This is a genomic window from Pseudomonas sp. W22_MBD1_FP4 (genome assembly GCF_052113765.1).
GTDB lineage: Bacteria > Pseudomonadota > Gammaproteobacteria > Pseudomonadales > Pseudomonadaceae > Aquipseudomonas > Aquipseudomonas sivasensis.
This window is the reverse complement of record NZ_JBGQOI010000004.1, coordinates 203770-220807: the sequence shown is the minus strand read 5'-3', so window position 1 is coordinate 220807 and position 17038 is coordinate 203770. Positions and strand designations below refer to the sequence as shown.

General features: G+C 60.0%; 14 protein-coding genes. 6 read left to right on the top strand and 8 right to left on the bottom strand.

Annotated elements, in window-relative coordinates:
- Positions 1-56 precede the first annotated feature (56 nt).
- From ACEN2T_RS07825 to mreB, 6 genes are all read right to left on the bottom strand, one after another.
- Complete coding sequence (locus tag ACEN2T_RS07825; protein WP_442116534.1) at positions 57-3872, bottom strand: YhdP family protein; 3816 nt, start codon at positions 3870-3872, stop codon at positions 57-59.
- 76 nt (positions 3873-3948) lie between these two features.
- On the bottom strand, positions 3949-5406 hold the full coding sequence (gene rng, locus ACEN2T_RS07820; protein WP_032886264.1) for a ribonuclease G: 1458 nt from the start codon (positions 5404-5406) through the stop codon (positions 3949-3951).
- Positions 5407-5476: 70 nt separating this feature from the next.
- A complete protein-coding gene (locus ACEN2T_RS07815) occupies positions 5477-6073 on the bottom strand; it encodes a Maf family protein (protein ID WP_442116533.1) in 597 nt (198 codons plus the stop codon).
- A 51-nt stretch (positions 6074-6124) separates the two neighbouring features.
- Positions 6125-6613 (bottom strand): rod shape-determining protein MreD, encoded by a 489-nt coding sequence (gene mreD, locus ACEN2T_RS07810; RefSeq protein ID WP_032886262.1) that lies wholly within the window; start codon positions 6611-6613, stop codon positions 6125-6127.
- Positions 6613-7734, bottom strand: coding sequence for a rod shape-determining protein MreC (gene mreC, locus ACEN2T_RS07805; RefSeq protein ID WP_095183838.1), 1122 nt, complete (start codon positions 7732-7734; stop codon positions 6613-6615). Before mreC ends, mreD begins: the two co-directional genes overlap by 1 nt.
- 138 nt (positions 7735-7872) lie before the next feature.
- On the bottom strand, positions 7873-8910 hold the full coding sequence (gene mreB, locus ACEN2T_RS07800) for a rod shape-determining protein MreB (protein ID WP_002555108.1): 1038 nt from the start codon (positions 8908-8910) through the stop codon (positions 7873-7875).
- Positions 8911-9120: 210 nt separating this feature from the next.
- Between mreB and gatC the strand changes: the two genes are divergently transcribed.
- From gatC to ACEN2T_RS07770, 6 genes are all read left to right on the top strand, one after another.
- Positions 9121-9408 (top strand): Asp-tRNA(Asn)/Glu-tRNA(Gln) amidotransferase subunit GatC, encoded by a 288-nt coding sequence (gene gatC / locus ACEN2T_RS07795; protein WP_003188556.1) that lies wholly within the window; start codon positions 9121-9123, stop codon positions 9406-9408.
- Positions 9409-9424: 16 nt separating this feature from the next.
- Positions 9425-10876: an Asp-tRNA(Asn)/Glu-tRNA(Gln) amidotransferase subunit GatA gene (gene gatA / locus ACEN2T_RS07790; protein ID WP_032886260.1), complete on the top strand. Its 1452-nt coding sequence runs from the start codon at positions 9425-9427 to the stop codon at positions 10874-10876.
- Positions 10877-10886: 10 nt separating this feature from the next.
- Positions 10887-12332, top strand: coding sequence for an Asp-tRNA(Asn)/Glu-tRNA(Gln) amidotransferase subunit GatB (gene gatB, locus ACEN2T_RS07785; RefSeq protein ID WP_032886259.1), 1446 nt, complete (start codon positions 10887-10889; stop codon positions 12330-12332).
- A 159-nt stretch (positions 12333-12491) separates the two neighbouring features.
- Positions 12492-12863, top strand: coding sequence for a septal ring lytic transglycosylase RlpA family protein (locus tag ACEN2T_RS07780; protein WP_032886258.1), 372 nt, complete (start codon positions 12492-12494; stop codon positions 12861-12863).
- Between the two features lie 58 nt (positions 12864-12921).
- Positions 12922-13968 carry a calcium/sodium antiporter gene (locus ACEN2T_RS07775; RefSeq protein ID WP_032886257.1) on the top strand — a complete coding sequence of 349 codons (1047 nt, stop codon included), beginning with the start codon at positions 12922-12924 and terminating at the stop codon, positions 13966-13968.
- Positions 13965-14345, top strand: a complete 381-nt coding sequence (locus tag ACEN2T_RS07770) for a carboxymuconolactone decarboxylase family protein (RefSeq protein ID WP_032886256.1) — start codon at positions 13965-13967, stop codon at positions 14343-14345. Before ACEN2T_RS07775 ends, ACEN2T_RS07770 begins: the two co-directional genes overlap by 4 nt.
- Here the strand turns inward: ACEN2T_RS07770 and ACEN2T_RS07765 are convergent.
- Entirely contained in the window at positions 14342-15283 is a 942-nt protein-coding gene (locus ACEN2T_RS07765; protein WP_032886255.1) for an AEC family transporter, read from the bottom strand. The genes ACEN2T_RS07770 and ACEN2T_RS07765 overlap by 4 nt on opposite strands.
- Positions 15284-15474: 191 nt before the next feature.
- Positions 15475-17028: a galactarate dehydratase gene (garD, locus tag ACEN2T_RS07760; RefSeq protein ID WP_442116532.1), complete on the bottom strand. Its 1554-nt coding sequence runs from the start codon at positions 17026-17028 to the stop codon at positions 15475-15477.
- Positions 17029-17038: the final 10 nt, after the last annotated feature.

The window sequence follows — 17038 nt, the reverse complement described above, 5'->3', positions numbered from 1 at the left end:
CACTCCGTAATGGGCATGCACCAAAAAAAGAGAGCCCCATGCTACTCCGCAGGCCCTCAGTTTGGTTTTTCAAATGGCTTGTCGAAGGTGATTTTTGGATCCTTCCACGGTCCTTCCACCTTGTATTGGACGCTGGCAAAACGCGAAACCCGATCACCAATCAACTTGTCGATCAGGAACAACGCTCCACCAATGGCAGGTGCACCGACGATCAGTGCAGCGATCGGCAGGTTGTTGGTCACAGGCAACGTCACCAACAACTTGGCATCGACGCGGTCAGCTACCAAGTCCAAGGTACCGTTCAGTTCCAAGTTGCTCGACGGCCCGGTCATAGTGATCGGCTCCCGCGTGACGAACACACCGTTGCTCGCCGCCAACAGGCCTTTGACTCGGTCATAGCTCAAGCCTTTGCCGAGCAGGTCGGAGAAATCCAGCCGCAGGCGTCGCCCGATGGAGTTGAAGTTGAGCAGACCGAACACCCGCAGCGCCTGGGCGCCACCTTCTACTTCAACAAACTGACCTTTTCGGAACGCTGCATCCAGGCTACCGGAGAAGCGCTTTGGCCCGACCCACGCCGGCGAACCAGGCCAACGCCCATCCACATCCAGATGGAAGTCTTCGCTGGTTACAGTGGGTGCATAGCCCCAGCCCTTGAGTACATCGGCGATATTTTTACCGTCCAGGCGGCCTTTGTACCAACTGCTGCTGCCCCCTGGAGCGCCTTCCCATCCGCCAGCGCCTTTGAGCTGCATGCCCTTCAGACCCAGGTCCAGATCGCTGAAAGCCAAGCCTTTAGTGGTTGGACGGATTTTTAGCGACCACGCGCCCAGCAGCTCGGGCCCCTGGAACAGTTGCGCAATGGCGATGTCCAGAGCCGGAATATCTTTTGGGTCGATGCTGCCCAACGGGTCGGGGGCGTTTTCATCGGCCTGCACCGTCGGGTCCACCGCCGGTAGTTTTACGTATTGCAGGTTGACCCCAATCGGCGCGACCTTACTATCAGGCAAGGTCACACTGCCCTTGGCCTGCTGGCTGTCGAACTGCAAGCCCCAGGCAACGGGTTTTCGGTCCAACTGCAGATTGACCTGATCGAACTGAGTGCCTAAACCGGTGAGCTTGCCTATCTTGAAGTCGGCACCGCTTAGCAGTTGCTTGGCACTGCCACCCGGATCGTTGCCGGCATACTGGCTCACCAGTTTTTTCCACGGATCGATGTCGAGCTCCGAAAGCACCCCACGAATGCGCAAGCCTTTGGCCGCGGGCAGCACTGCATCGCCATCGCCGAGGAACAACTCGCCACGGCCATCATTGAATTTGTCCGGCGGCGCAGCAAAGGTAAAGTTGGCCAGCTCACCGTAATCAAACCAGTAGCGTCGTTCGGCGCCCTGCAAGGTCATACGGAATACGCTGTCACGCCCCTGGCTCGCTGGCATGCCGAACGGTGCAGGCAAGTCCACCGCAACACCCTTGAGATTGGAGCTGACCATCAACTGGCTGTCGGCACCGTCAAGGTTGAGCTGCAACTGATACGGAATATCACCGGAAACCGGCAACGGCTGGCTGATTTTCAACCACTCTGTCAGCCGCTTGACCGTCACCTGGCCCCTGGCGGTTACACGGGTGCTGATATTGCCCGGTTTGCCATCGGCAAAGATTTGCGCGGAGATCGGCCGGTCAAACGCCTGGGCCGTGATGTTCTCGCCACTGAGGCCCTTGGCGCTGTCGAAGCGGAAATTGCCCTTGAGTTGAGTCAGGTCCAGGGGTGGTTCAGCCAGTTGCAGGCGTGCCTTGTCGGTCTGGAAATCCACTACGATCTTGGGCTCGATGCCTTTAACAAGCGGAACATCCAGGTCCAACTTGCCTTGCAGGTCGCCTTCGCCTTTCCAGCCGGCAAAAGTGGAAGCGGTACCAATCGGCGCTTCTTGAAGGATCTTCAGCCCATCCCCCAGGCCGCCGGCAAAACCACCTGTCAGCAGCAGGTGACTTTCCTTGCCGGACGGTGCGTGGGGAATATTGACGTACACGTCCTTGACCTTGGTATCCAACAACTGGCCCTTGCTGGCCAGGATACGCACACCAGTCTCTTCGACAAACACCTCACCCTTGACCTTGCTCACATGAGGCCAGCCCGGCTGGAACGCTAACTCGGCGTCATGCACCTTGAAGAACAGGCTGATATTGCGCGAAGCCGGCAACGCGTCGTGATTCAACGAACCCTGATACTGGAAAAAACCTTGATCCACCGCCCCCTTGAGAATCGCCGTGCGCAGCCATTCATCAAGGGCCGGGCTCAGCACCGCAGGCAGGTACTTTGGAGTGAAACGCCCATCGCCGTCGACCATACCGACCCGCAGGTCCATGTAGTCTTCCTGGCTATGGTCGAAATGCAGGCGGATCAGGAAGTCCGCAGCGATCTTGCCTTCTTCTCCCAGCACCTTGATATACGGGGCGATGAGGGTGAAGCCTTCTTTATCCAGCTTCCAGGTCAGGCGCGCATTGGCCTGTAGATATTGCCAGGGCTTGGCGAAGATCGGATCGAGGTGCAGGGAAAAATCCTTGCTGTCCATGCGCAACTCGCCACCGCCCAAGTCGCCGCTGATACTGCCAGACACGTTTCGCGCGGCCGGTGCTCCGAAATAGGCGTCAAACCCGACCCGCTCAAGGTTGGCAGCAAAACTGACTTTTTGATCGGTCGTATCCTGAGGACGGAAATCCACCAGCACGTTGCGCAACAGGCCGATGGCCTTCAGATGCTCGACGGTCTTGGCGAAGCCTTCCGGCAGAGGCGCCAGAGCGTTCAGCAATGGCGTGATAGGGGTCAGGTCGAGGCGGGCAGCCTGCAGCTTCCAGACTTCCTGGTCCTTATCGGTAGCCAGAGTCTGTTGCAATTGCAGGCGCGACTCCCAGCGAGTTTCACCCAGGTTCATCGCCAGGGAATCAAACAGCACCTTAAGTCCCGTATCACTGCGTTGCAGATAAGCCGTGAGGGCCAGGTTTTCGATGAGCACTGGCTTGCGTTCTGCGTAGCGGCCTTTCACTTGTGGAGAGTTGAGGCGCACCACCGCGCTCTGCACAGTACCTTTGCCCCAGTTCAGCCAGAATTCACCGCCGGCTTTGAACTGCGTGAGTGTCCACTGCTGAGTCAGCTTGGCCGGAATCCACTTGGCCCAGTCGCTTTGCGGCAGGCTGAGGTAGGCCTGAACCTCGGCATCCTTCCATTGGCTGGCGCGAATGCGGCTGCGCAGGCTGAGCGCCATAGGCTGCCCGTCTGGCAGGGTCAGGCGTGCGTCCAGACGTTGACGGGTGATGCCGGTGTGCAGACTCAGACCCACGTAGGTCAAGGTGACCGGTGCCTGATCGAACGGTTGCAAAGTGAGCTGACTGTCGAGCAAGGACACGCGCTTTACCATCTGCATGCGCTTGAGCAATTGCTCCGGATCCAGCGGCTGCTCGTCCTGAACCGGCATGCCCTGAAGCGCCCAATGACCGTCCTTGCCTTCCTTGGCGCTCAGTTGCAGACCGCTGACCTGCAAGTGCGCCAGGCGCACCTCACGTGCCATCAGGCTGTCCCAGATAGCCGGCACCACTTCGACCTGGTCAAGACGCAAGGCATTGCTGCCCTCGCCGACCATCACGTCATGGGCCAGCAACACCGGGGCAAAACCGCTCCAGCGCCCTTCCAGGCTGCCGATGTGCAGCGGCACGCCCAACGCCGCCTGGGCCTTGGCTTCAACTTCGGCACGGTATTCGGCTACCAGGGGGGTCAATTCACGACCTAAGCTCACATACACCGCCGCCAAAACCAGCAGCAAGGCGCACAGACCCAGGCCCCAGCGGGTCAAAGCGGCAAAAAAGCGTATCAGACGCTCCATGTCAGGCGACCCTCAAGGCAGTAGGCGGACGGCAGCTCAAGGTCTGCCGGTCTCGAAGAAAGAACGCGAATGGGGATCAGAGCAGCACCACGTCGTATTGTTCCTGGGAATACATGGTTTCAACCTGGAAACGAATCGTGCGCCCAATAAATCCTTCCAGCTCGGCAACGTTGCCGGACTCTTCGTCCAGCAGCCGGTCGACCACTTTCTGATTGGCAAGCACTCTATAACCTTCGGCCTGATAGGCCCGCGCCTCTCGTAAGATTTCCCGGAAAATCTCGTAGCAAACCGTTTCGGGGGTCTTTAACTTACCCCGTCCCTGGCAACTGCTGCACGGTTCGCATAGCACCTGCTCAAGGCTTTCACGGGTGCGCTTGCGCGTCATCTGCACGAGGCCCAGCTCGGTAATACCGATGATATTGGTCTTGGCGTGATCGCGTTCGAGCTGCTTCTCCAGGGTGCGCAGCACCTGACGCTGGTGGTCTTCATCTTCCATGTCGATAAAGTCGATGATGATGATGCCGCCCAGGTTGCGCAGGCGCAGTTGGCGCGCAATCGCAGTAGCGGCCTCAAGGTTGGTCTTGAAGATGGTCTCTTCGAGATTGCGATGGCCAACGAAAGCGCCAGTGTTGACGTCAATGGTGGTCATAGCTTCCGCCGGGTCCACCACAAGATAGCCCCCGGACTTGAGCGGGACCTTGCGCTCCAGGGCCTTCTGGATTTCGTCTTCGACGCCATACAGGTCGAAGATCGGCCGCTCGCCAGGGTAGTGTTCCAAGCGGTCAGCAATTTCCGGCATCAACTCGGCAACAAATTGCGTGGTTCGCTGGAAGGTTTCCCGCGAGTCGATACGAATTTTCTCGATCTTGGGGCTGACCAGGTCGCGCAACGTGCGCAGCGCCAGGCCCAGGTCTTCATAGATGACGCTTGGCGCACCGATGGTTTTGATCTGTGCGCCGATCTGATCCCACAGACGCCGCAGGTAGCGAATGTCCATAAGGATTTCATCGGCACCCGCGCCTTCAGCGGCAGTACGCAGAATAAAACCGCCCGCCTCTTTGATGCCTTCGGCGGCCACGCAGTCGCTGACCACCTTTTTCAGGCGCTCGCGCTCGGCCTCATCTTCGATTTTCAGCGAAATGCCGACGTGGGCAGTACGCGGCATGTACACCAAGTAACGCGATGGAATCGACAACTGGGTGGTCAGGCGTGCGCCCTTGGAACCGATGGGGTCCTTGGTGACTTGCACCACCAGGCTCTGCCCTTCATGTACCAGGGCGCTGATGCTTTCTACCGCTGGCCCTTCGCGCAGGGAAATTTCCGACGCGTGAATAAACGCAGCGCGGTCCAGGCCTATGTCGACAAAAGCCGCCTGCATGCCCGGCAACACCCGCACTACTTTGCCTTTATAGATATTGCCCACGATCCCGCGTTTCTGGGTGCGCTCAACGTGCACTTCTTGCAGAACACCGTTCTCTACCACCGCCACGCGCGATTCCATCGGCGTGATATTGATCAGAATCTCTTCACTCATGGCTGGGTCTCGTTCAGGCGTTTTCACAATAGTGACCGATCGCTTAAGGCTGGGCGCTGATGCAAGGCGTTTAGCGCACGGTAAGGTTTTGCCAACAGGGTATGCCGAATTGGTCGAGCAGTTGCGCGGTTTCGCACACCGGCAGCCCTACTACGGCGGAATAACTGCCATTGAGGCCCGCGACAAACACCGAGCCAAGCCCTTGAATAGCATAGCCGCCCGCCTTGTCCTGGGGTTCGCCACTGTGCCAGTAGGCTGTCGCTTGTTCGACAGTGATCCCACAAAAACGTACACGACTGCTTACACATTGGGTTTCGCAGCGCTGGCCATCGGTGAGCGCGATGGCGGTGAGCACCTCATGCTCACGTCCAGACAAGGCCATCAACATCGCCAGGGCATCGGCCTGGTCTACCGGCTTACCGAGGATCTGACCGTCCACGCTCACTGCCGTGTCGGCACCCAGCACACAAGCACCCAATGGATGATCAAGCGCAGCAAATCCGGCCAACGCCTTGCCGCGCGCAAGACGCTCGACGTAGGCAACAGCTGATTCATTGGTAAGAGGAGTTTCATCGATAGCGGCGCTGACCACGGTGAAAGGCACACCGATCTGGGTCAGCAATTCACGCCGTCTTGGGGAGCCCGAGGCCAGATAAAGCGAATTCATTGCAGACTCTCCCTGTGGGGTTCGATAACCAGGCAGAGCCTCGCAATCCATTCAATTGATTTTATAGCGTCGACGTAACCCACGCAGACCGAAACTGATCCAGGGCCACAACAGCGCACTGACCAAAGCTGGCAAAACCAGCGCCAGGGTCGGCTGACGGTTACCGGTCAAGGCACTGAGCCACAGTTGTACCAACTGCGCCAGGCCGAAGATCACCAGAATCACCAGGCACTGCTGCCACATCGGGAACATGCGCAAACGCTGCTGCAACGACAGCACCAGAAAGGTGATGAGGGTCAGGATCAACGCGTTCTGGCCCAGCAAGGTGCCATATAGCACATCTTCCGCCAAGCCCAGGAACATGGCTGTGACCATGCCCACTTTATGCGGCAGGTTCAGTGACCAGAAGGCCAGCAGCAATGCCAGCCAGAGGGGTCGCAAGATTTCCATGAATTGCGGCAGCGGTGAAACGCTGAGCAGCAGTCCAATGGCGAACGTCAACCAAACGATCCAGCCATTGCTCGAATGAGTACTGGCCATTATTCCTCCCTCTGCCGCGTGGTGCCCGCAGCTGCAGCTGGAGGCTTCGTAGCGGGCGTCGTGGTGGCAGGCGTGCTGACCGGCGGTTTCGCTGCGGCCGGTTTCACCGGATGCGCGTTATGGGCCGCGGGCTTGACCGGCGTGGCCACGGGCGCTGCAACTGCTGGAGTTGCCGCCGGAACAACGGGAGTCGCCGCTGCGGGCTTGGGTACGGTCGCGGGAATCACCGGCGCCGTGCCGTTTTTCTTGTCCTCCGCTTCCTGGGCCTGGGCGGCGTCGTTGGCGCGCTCTTCCGGGGTGCGGTTATCGCTGAACACCAGCAGCAGGTAGCGGCTGCGGTTCAAGGCGGCAGTGGGCACGGCGCGTACAATGGCGAAGGGCTGACCGGAATCGTGGATCACTTCCTTAACTGTCGCTACCGGGTAACCCGCCGGGAACCGCTGACCCAGACCGGAGCTGACCAACAGGTCGCCTTCCTTGATGTCGGCGGTGTCGGCGACGTGACGCAGTTCCAGGCGCTCGGGGTTGCCGGTGCCACTGGCAATCGCGCGCAAGCCGTTACGGTTCACTTGCACCGGAATGCTGTGGGTCGTGTCCGTCAGCAGCAGAACCCGCGATGTGTAGGGCATCAGCTCTACTACTTGCCCCATGAGGCCACGGGCATCCAGTACCGGCTGCCCGAGGACCACACCGTCGCGCTCACCCTTGTTGATGATGATGCGGTGAGTAAAGGGATTCGGGTCCATGCCGATCAACTCGGCCACTTCGACCTTCTCGTTGACCAGTGCCGAAGAATTGAGCAGCTCGCGCAGCCGAACGTTCTGCTCCGTGAGGGCCGCGAGCTTTTGCATGCGCCCCTGCAAAAGCAGGTTTTCAGTCTTGAGTTTTTCGTTTTCGGCGACGAGCTCGGTGCGGCTACCAAATTGGCTGGACACGCCCTGGAACAGACGTTGCGGCAGGTCGGTGATCCAGTAAGTCTGCATCAACACCAGCGACATTTGGCTACGCACCGGCTTGAGCAGTGAGAAGCGGGCATCGACCACCATCAGCGCGACCGAAAGCACGACCAGCACCAATAAGCGCACGCCCAATGAGGGGCCTTTGGCGAAAAGCGGTTTAATAAGCCGCTCCTCCCAGGCAAATGTTCTCTTTATTCATACGGCATCTAACCGGCCTGGATGCAGATTGAAGAAGATAAACGCCGACAGGCAGCACTGAGAAGTGCTGCCTGCGGGCGAAACATGGCGCAACCAACGAGCCTATTCGCTGGAAAGCAGGTCCATGGTGTGTTTATCCATCATTTCCAGTGCACGACCACCGCCACGCGCAACGCAGGTCAGCGGGTCTTCGGCGACGATCACCGGCAGGCCGGTTTCCTGGGCCAGCAACTTGTCGAGGTCACGCAACAGGGCGCCACCACCGGTCAGCACCAGGCCTCGCTCGGCGATATCGGAAGCCAGCTCCGGCGGCGATTGCTCCAGGGCGCTCTTCACAGCCTGAACGATGGTGGCCAGGGACTCTTGCAGAGCTTCCAGCACTTCATTGGAGTTCAGGGTGAAGGCACGTGGAACGCCTTCGGCCAGGTTGCGACCGCGAACATCGACTTCGCGAACTTCGCCGCCCGGGTAAGCAGTACCGATTTCCTGCTTGATGCGCTCGGCGGTGGATTCGCCGATCAGGCTGCCGTAGTTACGACGAACGTAAGTGATGATCGCTTCGTCGAAACGGTCGCCGCCTACGCGTACGGATTCGGCATACACCACACCGTTCAGGGAAATCAGGGCGATCTCGGTAGTACCACCACCGATATCCACCACCATCGAACCGCGAGCTTCTTCAACCGGCAGGCCGGCACCGATCGCAGCAGCCATTGGCTCTTCGATCAGGAATACTTCGCGGGCACCGGCGCCAAGGGCCGATTCACGGATGGCACGACGCTCAACCTGGGTGGACTTGCATGGAACGCAGATCAGCACACGAGGGCTGGGCTGCAGGAAACTGTTTTCGTGAACCTTGTTGATGAAGTACTGCAGCATCTTCTCGCAGACACTGAAGTCGGCGATCACGCCGTCTTTCATCGGACGAATGGCAGCAATATTGCCTGGTGTACGGCCGAGCATGCGCTTGGCCTCGGTGCCAACGGCAACGACACTTTTCTGATTACCATGGGTCCGAATGGCCACAACCGATGGCTCATTCAGAACGATACCGCGCTCGCGCACGTAAATAAGGGTGTTGGCAGTGCCCAGGTCAATGGAAAGATCGCTGGAAAACATGCCACGCAGTTTCTTGAACATGGGGAAAGGACCCTAGGCAACGCGTGGGTAAAAAAGTGCGGCAAACTCTAACAACGACAGGGATTTTGGGCAAGGCGCCAATGTGCTAAATTGGCCGACTTTCTGTGCACCAACCCCCACAATCGCGGCCTTATGACCGTAGAAATGCGGTAGTGTTCCGACAATCTAACACACGGACAGCCTCCGTTCTGTTTTCCACAGGAGATTCCCATGGCGCTTGAACGCTCCGACGTGGAAAAAATCGCGCATCTGGCCTCGCTTGGCCTCAATGACGCCGATCTTCCACAGACCACCGCAGCCCTGAACAGCATTCTCGGGCTGGTTGACCAAATGCAGGCCGTAAACACCGACGGCATCGAGCCCCTGGCTCACCCGCTGGAAGCGAGCCAGCGCCTGCGCGCAGACGTCGTGACCGAGCGCAATAATCGCGAGGCCTACCAGTCCATCGCGCCAGCGGTCGAAAACGGCCTGTACCTGGTTCCGAAAGTCATCGACTAAAGGGAAAGAGCCTGCAATGCATCACATGACTCTGGCCGAGATCGCCCGCGGTCTCGCCGACAAAACGTTTTCTTCCGAAGAGCTGACCAAGACCCTGCTGGCGCGTATCGCCGAGCTCGATCCCAAGGTCAACAGCTTCATCAGCATCACCGAAGAGCTGGCCCTGAGCCAGGCCAAGGCCGCCGACGTACGTCGCGCCAACGGTGAAAATGGCGCGCTGCTGGGCGCACCTATCGCCCACAAAGACCTGTTCTGCACCCAGGGTATTCGCACCAGTTGCGGCTCGAAGATGCTCGACAACTTTAAAGCGCCTTACGACGCCACCGTGGTATCCAAGCTGGCCGCTGCTGGGGCCGTGACCCTGGGCAAAACCAACATGGACGAATTCGCCATGGGTTCGGCCAACGAGTCGAGCTACTACGGCGCGGTGAAAAACCCGTGGAACCTGGAACACGTGCCGGGCGGTTCGTCCGGTGGTTCCGCCGCCGCCGTTGCCGCGCGCCTCCTCCCGGCCGCCACGGCCACTGACACCGGCGGCTCCATTCGCCAACCAGCCGCCTTCACCAACCTCACCGGTTTGAAGCCGACTTACGGTCGCGTTTCCCGTTGGGGCATGATCGCCTACGCATCCAGCCTCGATCAGGGCGGCCCTCTTGCCCGCACCGCCGAAGACTGCGCGATTTTGTTACAAGGCATGGCTGGCTTTGATCCGCAGGACTCCACAAGCATCGATGAGCCAGTCCCGGACTACAGCAGCAGCCTGAATACCTCGCTCAAAGGCCTGCGCATCGGCGTGCCGAAGGAATACTTCAGCGCCGGTCTCGACCCGCGTATCGCCGAATTGGTGCACAACAGCGTCAAGACGCTGGAAGGCCTGGGCGCCGTGATCAAGGAAATCAGCCTGCCGAACAACCAGCACGCCATTCCTGCGTACTACGTGATCGCGCCGGCGGAAGCTTCGTCCAACCTGTCGCGTTTCGACGGCGTGCGCTTCGGCTACCGCTGCGAAAACCCGAAGGACCTGACCGACCTGTACAAACGCTCCCGTGGCGAAGGTTTCGGCGCCGAAGTTCAACGCCGCATTATGGTCGGTGCCTACGCCCTGTCGGCCGGCTACTACGACGCGTACTACCTCAAGGCGCAAAAAATCCGTCGCCTGATCAAGAACGACTTCATGGCTGCCTTTGAAGAAGTCGACGTGATCCTCGGCCCAACCACGCCGAACCCGGCCTGGAAGATCGGCGCCAAGACCGGCGACCCGATTGCCGAGTACCTGGAAGACCTCTACACCATCACCGCCAACCTCGCGGGCTTGCCGGGCTTGTCCATGCCCGCCGGCTTCGTCGATGGCCTGCCGGTGGGCGTGCAACTGCTCGCGCCGTACTTCCAAGAAGGCCGCCTGCTCAATGTGGCGCACCAGTACCAGTTGAACACCGACTGGCACACTCGCACCCCTAACGGCTTCTGAGGAGAACACTATGCAATGGGAAGTTGTGATCGGGCTGGAGATTCATACCCAGCTCGCCACCCAATCGAAGATTTTCTCCGGTAGCGCCACCACGTTCGGCTCCGAGCCCAACACCCAGGCGAGCCTGGTAGACCTGGGCATGCCCGGCGTATTGCCGGTGCTGAACCAGGAAGCGGTACGCATGGCGGTGATGTTCGGCCTGGCGATTGACGCCGAGATCGGTCAGCACAACGTGTTCGCGCGCAAAAACTACTTCTACCCGGACCTGCCCAAGGGCTACCAGATCAGCCAGATGGAACTGCCAATTGTCGGCAAGGGCTACCTGGACATCCCGTTGGAAGACGGCACCATCAAGCGTGTCGGCGTGACCCGTGCGCACCTTGAAGAAGACGCTGGCAAGAGCCTGCATGAAGAATTCAACGGCGCCACCGGGATCGACCTGAACCGCGCCGGCACTCCGCTACTGGAGATCGTGTCCGAGCCGGACATGCGCAGCGCCAAGGAAGCCGTGGCCTACGTCAAGACCATCCACGCGCTGGTCCGTTACCTGGGCATCTGCGACGGCAACATGGCAGAAGGCTCACTGCGCTGTGACTGCAACGTGTCGGTGCGGCCAAAAGGCCAGGCCGAGTACGGCACCCGCTGCGAGATCAAGAACGTCAACTCGTTCCGCTTCATCGAGAAGGCGATCAACACCGAAGTACGTCGCCAGATCGAACTGATCGAAGACGGCGGCAAGGTGATCCAGCAGACCCGCCTGTACGACCCGAACAAAGACGAAACCCGCGCCATGCGCAGCAAAGAGGAAGCCAACGACTACCGTTACTTCCCCGATCCGGACCTGTTGCCGGTGGTGCTTGAGGATTCGTTCCTCAATGACATCCGCGCAACCCTGCCGGAGTTGCCTCCGCAAAAACGCGAGCGCTTCCAGGAGCAGTTCGGCCTGTCGGTCTACGATGCCAGCGTATTGGCGTCCAGCCGCGAGCAAGCCGACTACTTCGAAAAAGTCGTGAGCATTGCCGGTGACGCCAAGCTGGCGGCCAACTGGGTGATGGTTGAGCTGGGCAGCCTGCTGAACAAGCAGGGCCTGGAAATCGACGAAGCCCCGGTGACCGCCGAGCAGTTGGGCGGCATGCTGCTGCGCATCAAGGACAACACCATCTCCGGCAAAATCGCCAAGACCGTGTTTGAAGCCATGGCGAGCGGTGAAGGCAGCGCCGACGAGATCATCGAGAAGCGCGGTCTGAAGCAAGTCACCGACAGCGGCGCAATCTCGGCGGTGCTGGATGAGATGCTGGCGGCCAACGCCGAACAGGTCGAGCAATACCGAGCGGCAGACGAAGCCAAGCGCGGCAAGATGTTCGGCTTCTTTGTCGGCCAGGCCATGAAAGCCTCCAAAGGCAAGGCCAACCCGCAACAGGTGAACGAACTGCTGAAAAGCAAGCTCGAAGGCTGAATGCGATGAATGGTCCGGGTGAGAATTCACGCTTAACTCGGACCCGCGGTGGGAGGGGGCTTGCCCCCGATGGCGGAGTGTCAGTCATTACTGTTTTGACTGAATCACCGCTATCGGCGACGAGCCCCCTCCCATATTTGTGATGGGGGCACCTTGATAATGAAGCGTCTATTAGGCCTATGCGCCCTGTTTTCACTACTGGCCGGCTGCGCCAGCGGCCTCATCAACCCCAACGGCTACGACGAAACCGGCACCGCCTCCTATTACGGCGCCCGGCACCATGGCAAGAAAACAGCCAGCGGTGAACCTTTCAACCAGAACGCCCTGACCGCCGCCCACCGGCAATTACCCTTCGGCACCCAGGTCAAGGTCACTAATCTCGACAACGACAAATCCGTCGTTGTGCGCATCAATGATCGCGGCCCGCATACCCGCGGGCGCTTGATTGATCTTTCACGCAAGGCTGCCGAGCAACTGGGTATGCTGAGCAGCGGCACTGCACGGGTTCGCGTGCAAGCCCTGAGCAACTGAAGACGGAGCCCTGGCCATTTTCGGATTAACCGCCCTCTCGCCCTGGAGCCTGCTCGAACTGATCAGCGGGCTTGTGCTGCTGATCATCGGCGCCGAAATCCTGGTGCGCGCCGCGGTGCGCCTGGCGGCCAGCCTCAAAGTGCGACCGTTAATCATCGGCCTGACGATCGTGGCCTTCGGCAGCAGCGCGCCACAGATGACCGTCAGCCTGCAGGCCACCCTGGCCGGCAATACCGACATCGCCGTGGGCAGCGTAATCGGCAGCAGCATCTTCAACATCCTGGTGACCCTTGGCCTGTCGGCGCTGATCATCCCCTTGCGAGTCTCGCGTCAGTTGGTACGCCTGGATATACCGGTAATGATCCTCGCTGGCCTGCTGGTGTTTACCCTTGCAGCCAATGAAGAACTGACGCCGCTCGATGGTCTTCTGCTGCTGATTGCTTTGATGGCCTACCTTGGCGTGCTGCACTACCAGACCCGACACTCGCGGCGTCCACGCACGCTGGACACCGTGACCCAGGCGCCCTGGCTGAGCAGTGTATTGCTGATGCTCGGCGGTTTTCTGATCCTGGTGCTAGCCGGCCACCTGCTGCTCGGTGCGGCGGTGGACGTGGCCAGCGACCTGGGTTTGTCGGAACGCATAATCGGCCTGACGCTTATCGGCGTCGGTACCTCGCTGCCGTGCCTCGCGACCTCACTGATTGCCGCCCTGCGCGGCCAGCGAGAAATTGCCGTGGGTAACGTGATCGGCAGCAACCTGTTCAACCTGCTGGGCGTGTTGGGTCTAACCGCGCTGCTGGCGCCATCGCCACTGTCGGTGTCGCCCAACGCCCTGGATTTCGACCTGCCGGTGATGCTCGGCGTGGTGGTGCTGTGCCTGCCGGTGTTTTATACCGGCTACCGCGTCACCCGCGCCGAAGGTCTGGTATTGCTGGGCCTGTACCTGGCGTATGGGCTGCACGTGATGTCGTTTACCACCGGCATGCCCCTGGCCAACAAGCTTGAACAATTGATGCTGTATTACGTCCTGCCAGCGCTGGTGGTGATCCTGATATTTACCTCGCTGCGCGCCTGGCGCCGCCAACACAAGAGGGAATCGAAATGACCGATCAGAAAAAGCCCGGGGTTGAGATGCGTCGCCAGGTCATGGGCGATGTATTCGTCGACCGCGCCCTGGGCAACGCCACCGACTTCACCCAGCCGCTGCAGGATTTCGTCAATGAACATGCGTGGGGCAGTGTGTGGAACCGCGAAGGTTTGCCGCTGAAGACGCGCAGCCTGATCACCCTCGCCGCCCTCACCGCGCTCAAGTGCCCGCAGGAGCTCAAAGGCCACGTGCGTGGCGCGTTGAACAACGGCTGTACTGTGGAGGAAATTCGCGAAGCGCTGCTGCATTGCGCGGTGTATGCCGGTGTACCGGCTGCGATTGATGCGTTCCGCGCGGCCCAGGAAGTGATCGACAGCTACCAGAAGGAAGGCTAGATCCAGCCACCCGCCTGCAATACGAAAATCCCAATATTCGTGGTCACTGCCGCCATCAGCGTAGTGATCACGATAATCGCCGCCGCCAGCTCATGATTCCCCTCGGCCGCCCTGGCCATCACGAAACTTGCAGCGGCCGTCGGCGCGCCGAAGTACAGGAACAGAATCCCCAACTCCGGACCGCGAAAGCCCAGCAGCCACGCGCCCAAGGTCGCGACAACCGGCAGCCAGACCATCTTCATCAAGCTCGCGCTCAGCGCCATATTGCCGCTCTTGCGCAACGCCGCCAGTGACAAAGTGCCGCCAATGCAAATCAAGGCCAGCGGCAAGGTGGTATCCGCCAGGTACTGCATGGATTTTTCCAGCCAGCCCGGCAGGCCAATCTGAAAAAACGCGAACGGCGCCGCCACGATGACGCTGATGATCAGCGGGTTGGCCACCACACTTTTGCAGATACTCCACGGGTCGGACTTGATCACCGGGCTGTACACCGCCAGCACGATGGTCGACAGGGTGTTGTAGAACAGGATGACCAGCGCCGCGAGAATCGCGCCGAGGGAAATGCCGTAGTCACCGTACATGCTGGCGGCCAGGGCCAGGCCGATCACCCCGTTATTGCCGCGAAACGCGCCCTGGGTGTAGATGCCCCGGTCTTCACGCTTGCAGCGAAAAATCGCCCAACCCCAAGCCAGGGCAAAGCTCGCCAGCGTCGCGACGGCAAAATAGATCAGCAAACCCGGTTTGAGCGCCGAGTGCAGGTCGGCATGCAGAATGCCCAGGAACAGCAACGCCGGCATGGTGACGTTGAACACCAGGGACGAAGCCGTGTGGATAAAGTTGTCGTTGATCCAGTTGATGCGCTTGAGCAGCACACCCAGGAACAGCATGGCAAATACCGGCGCGGTGATGGTGAGGGTGGTGAGGAAGATAGCCAGCATGCCGGGGAGAACCTTGGTGAGCGTCGTTAGGTGGCTAATGATAAGCCATACAGCCCAACGGCGCCCGGTAGACCGCTATCGGGGGCAAGTCGAATCGTCGCACCGCCCCTCCCACACTCGACCGCATTCCTACAGGATAAACGCGGTCAAACTGTGGGAGGGGCCTTGCCCCCGATGCAGGCGACTCGGTCTCAGGTAATCGGCGCCGGGTTAAACAACGTGATGTCGTTATGCAGCTTGTGATGCTCCGCCCAGGTCTTTTTCTTACCGCTGGCCACATCCAGATAGAAGTGGAACAACTCCCAACCCAGCTCCTCGATACTCGCACGCCCGGTAGCGATGCGCCCGGCGTCGATATCGATGAGGTCCGGCCAGCGCTGCGCCAGCTCCGTACGGGTCGACACCTTCACCACCGGCGCCATTGCCAGCCCGTACGGCGTGCCACGCCCGGTGGTAAACACATGCAGGTTCATCCCCGCCGCCAATTGCAGCGTACCGCAGACAAAGTCGCTGGCCGGCGTCGCACAAAAAATCAGGCCCTTGCTCTTGAAGCGCTCACCCGGACCCAGCACGCCGTTGATCGCGCTGCTGCCGGACTTGACGATGGAACCCAGGGACTTCTCGACAATATTCGACAACCCGCCCTTCTTGTTGCCCGGCGTGGTATTGGCGCTGCGATCTGCTTCGCCTTTGGCCAGGTAACGGTCGTACCAGTCCATTTCCCTGACCAACTCCTCAGCAACTTCCTTTGTTTGCGCGCGAGAAGTCAGCAGGTAAATGGCATCGCGTACTTCGGTCACTTCGGAAAACATCACCGTCGCCCCAACCCGCAACAACAAGTCAGAGGCGTAACCCAGCGCGGGGTTGGCGGTGATGCCGGAAAACGCATCACTGCCGCCGCACTGCATACCCAGGATCAGTTCGGATGCCGGCACGGTTTCCCGGCGGCGCTGGTCGAGCTTCTTCAGGCGGACTTCGGCCAAGTCCATGATCTGCTCGATCATCTCGGTAAAGCCGTGGCTGGAATCCTGCAACCGATACAGCCACGGCTCGCTCAGGTCGACCGAGCTGTCGTTGTCGTGCATCACCTGCCCGGCCTGCAATTTCTCGCAACCCAGGCTGATCACCAGGGCTTCGCCGCCCAAGTTCGGGTTGCGCGCCAGGTTGCGTACGGTACGGATCGGGATGTACGCATCTGTCGCCGTGATCGCCACCCCGCAGCCGTAGCTGTGGGTCAGCGCCACTACGTCATCGACGTGTGGGTACTTGGGCAGCAATTCGTCCTTGATGCGCTTGACCGCATGGTCCAGCACCCCGGTCACACACTGCACCGTGGTGGTGATGCCAAGGATGTTACGCGTGCCCACAGTACCGTCGGCGTTGCGATAGCCCTCGAAGGTAAACCCCTCCAGCGGCGCCTGGGTTTCGGGCACCTCCGTGGACAGCGGCAAGCTGTCCAGCGGTGGCGCGGTCGGCATGCGCAGTTGATCTTCCTGGACCCAACTGCCGCGCGGAATCGGCGCCAGGGCGTAACCGATGGTCTGGCCGTAGCGAATAATCTGACCGCCTTCGGGGATGTCTTCCAGGGTCACTTTGTGGCTCTGGGGGATGAAATCCACGGTCACCAGGCCGTCCGGAAACTCGGTACCGGCCGGTACGCCCTGGTCATTGACCACGATCACTACGTTGTCGCGCTCGTGCAAACGAATGGAACGCGGCGAGTCGGCATGTTCAATCAACTGCATCACGGGGCCC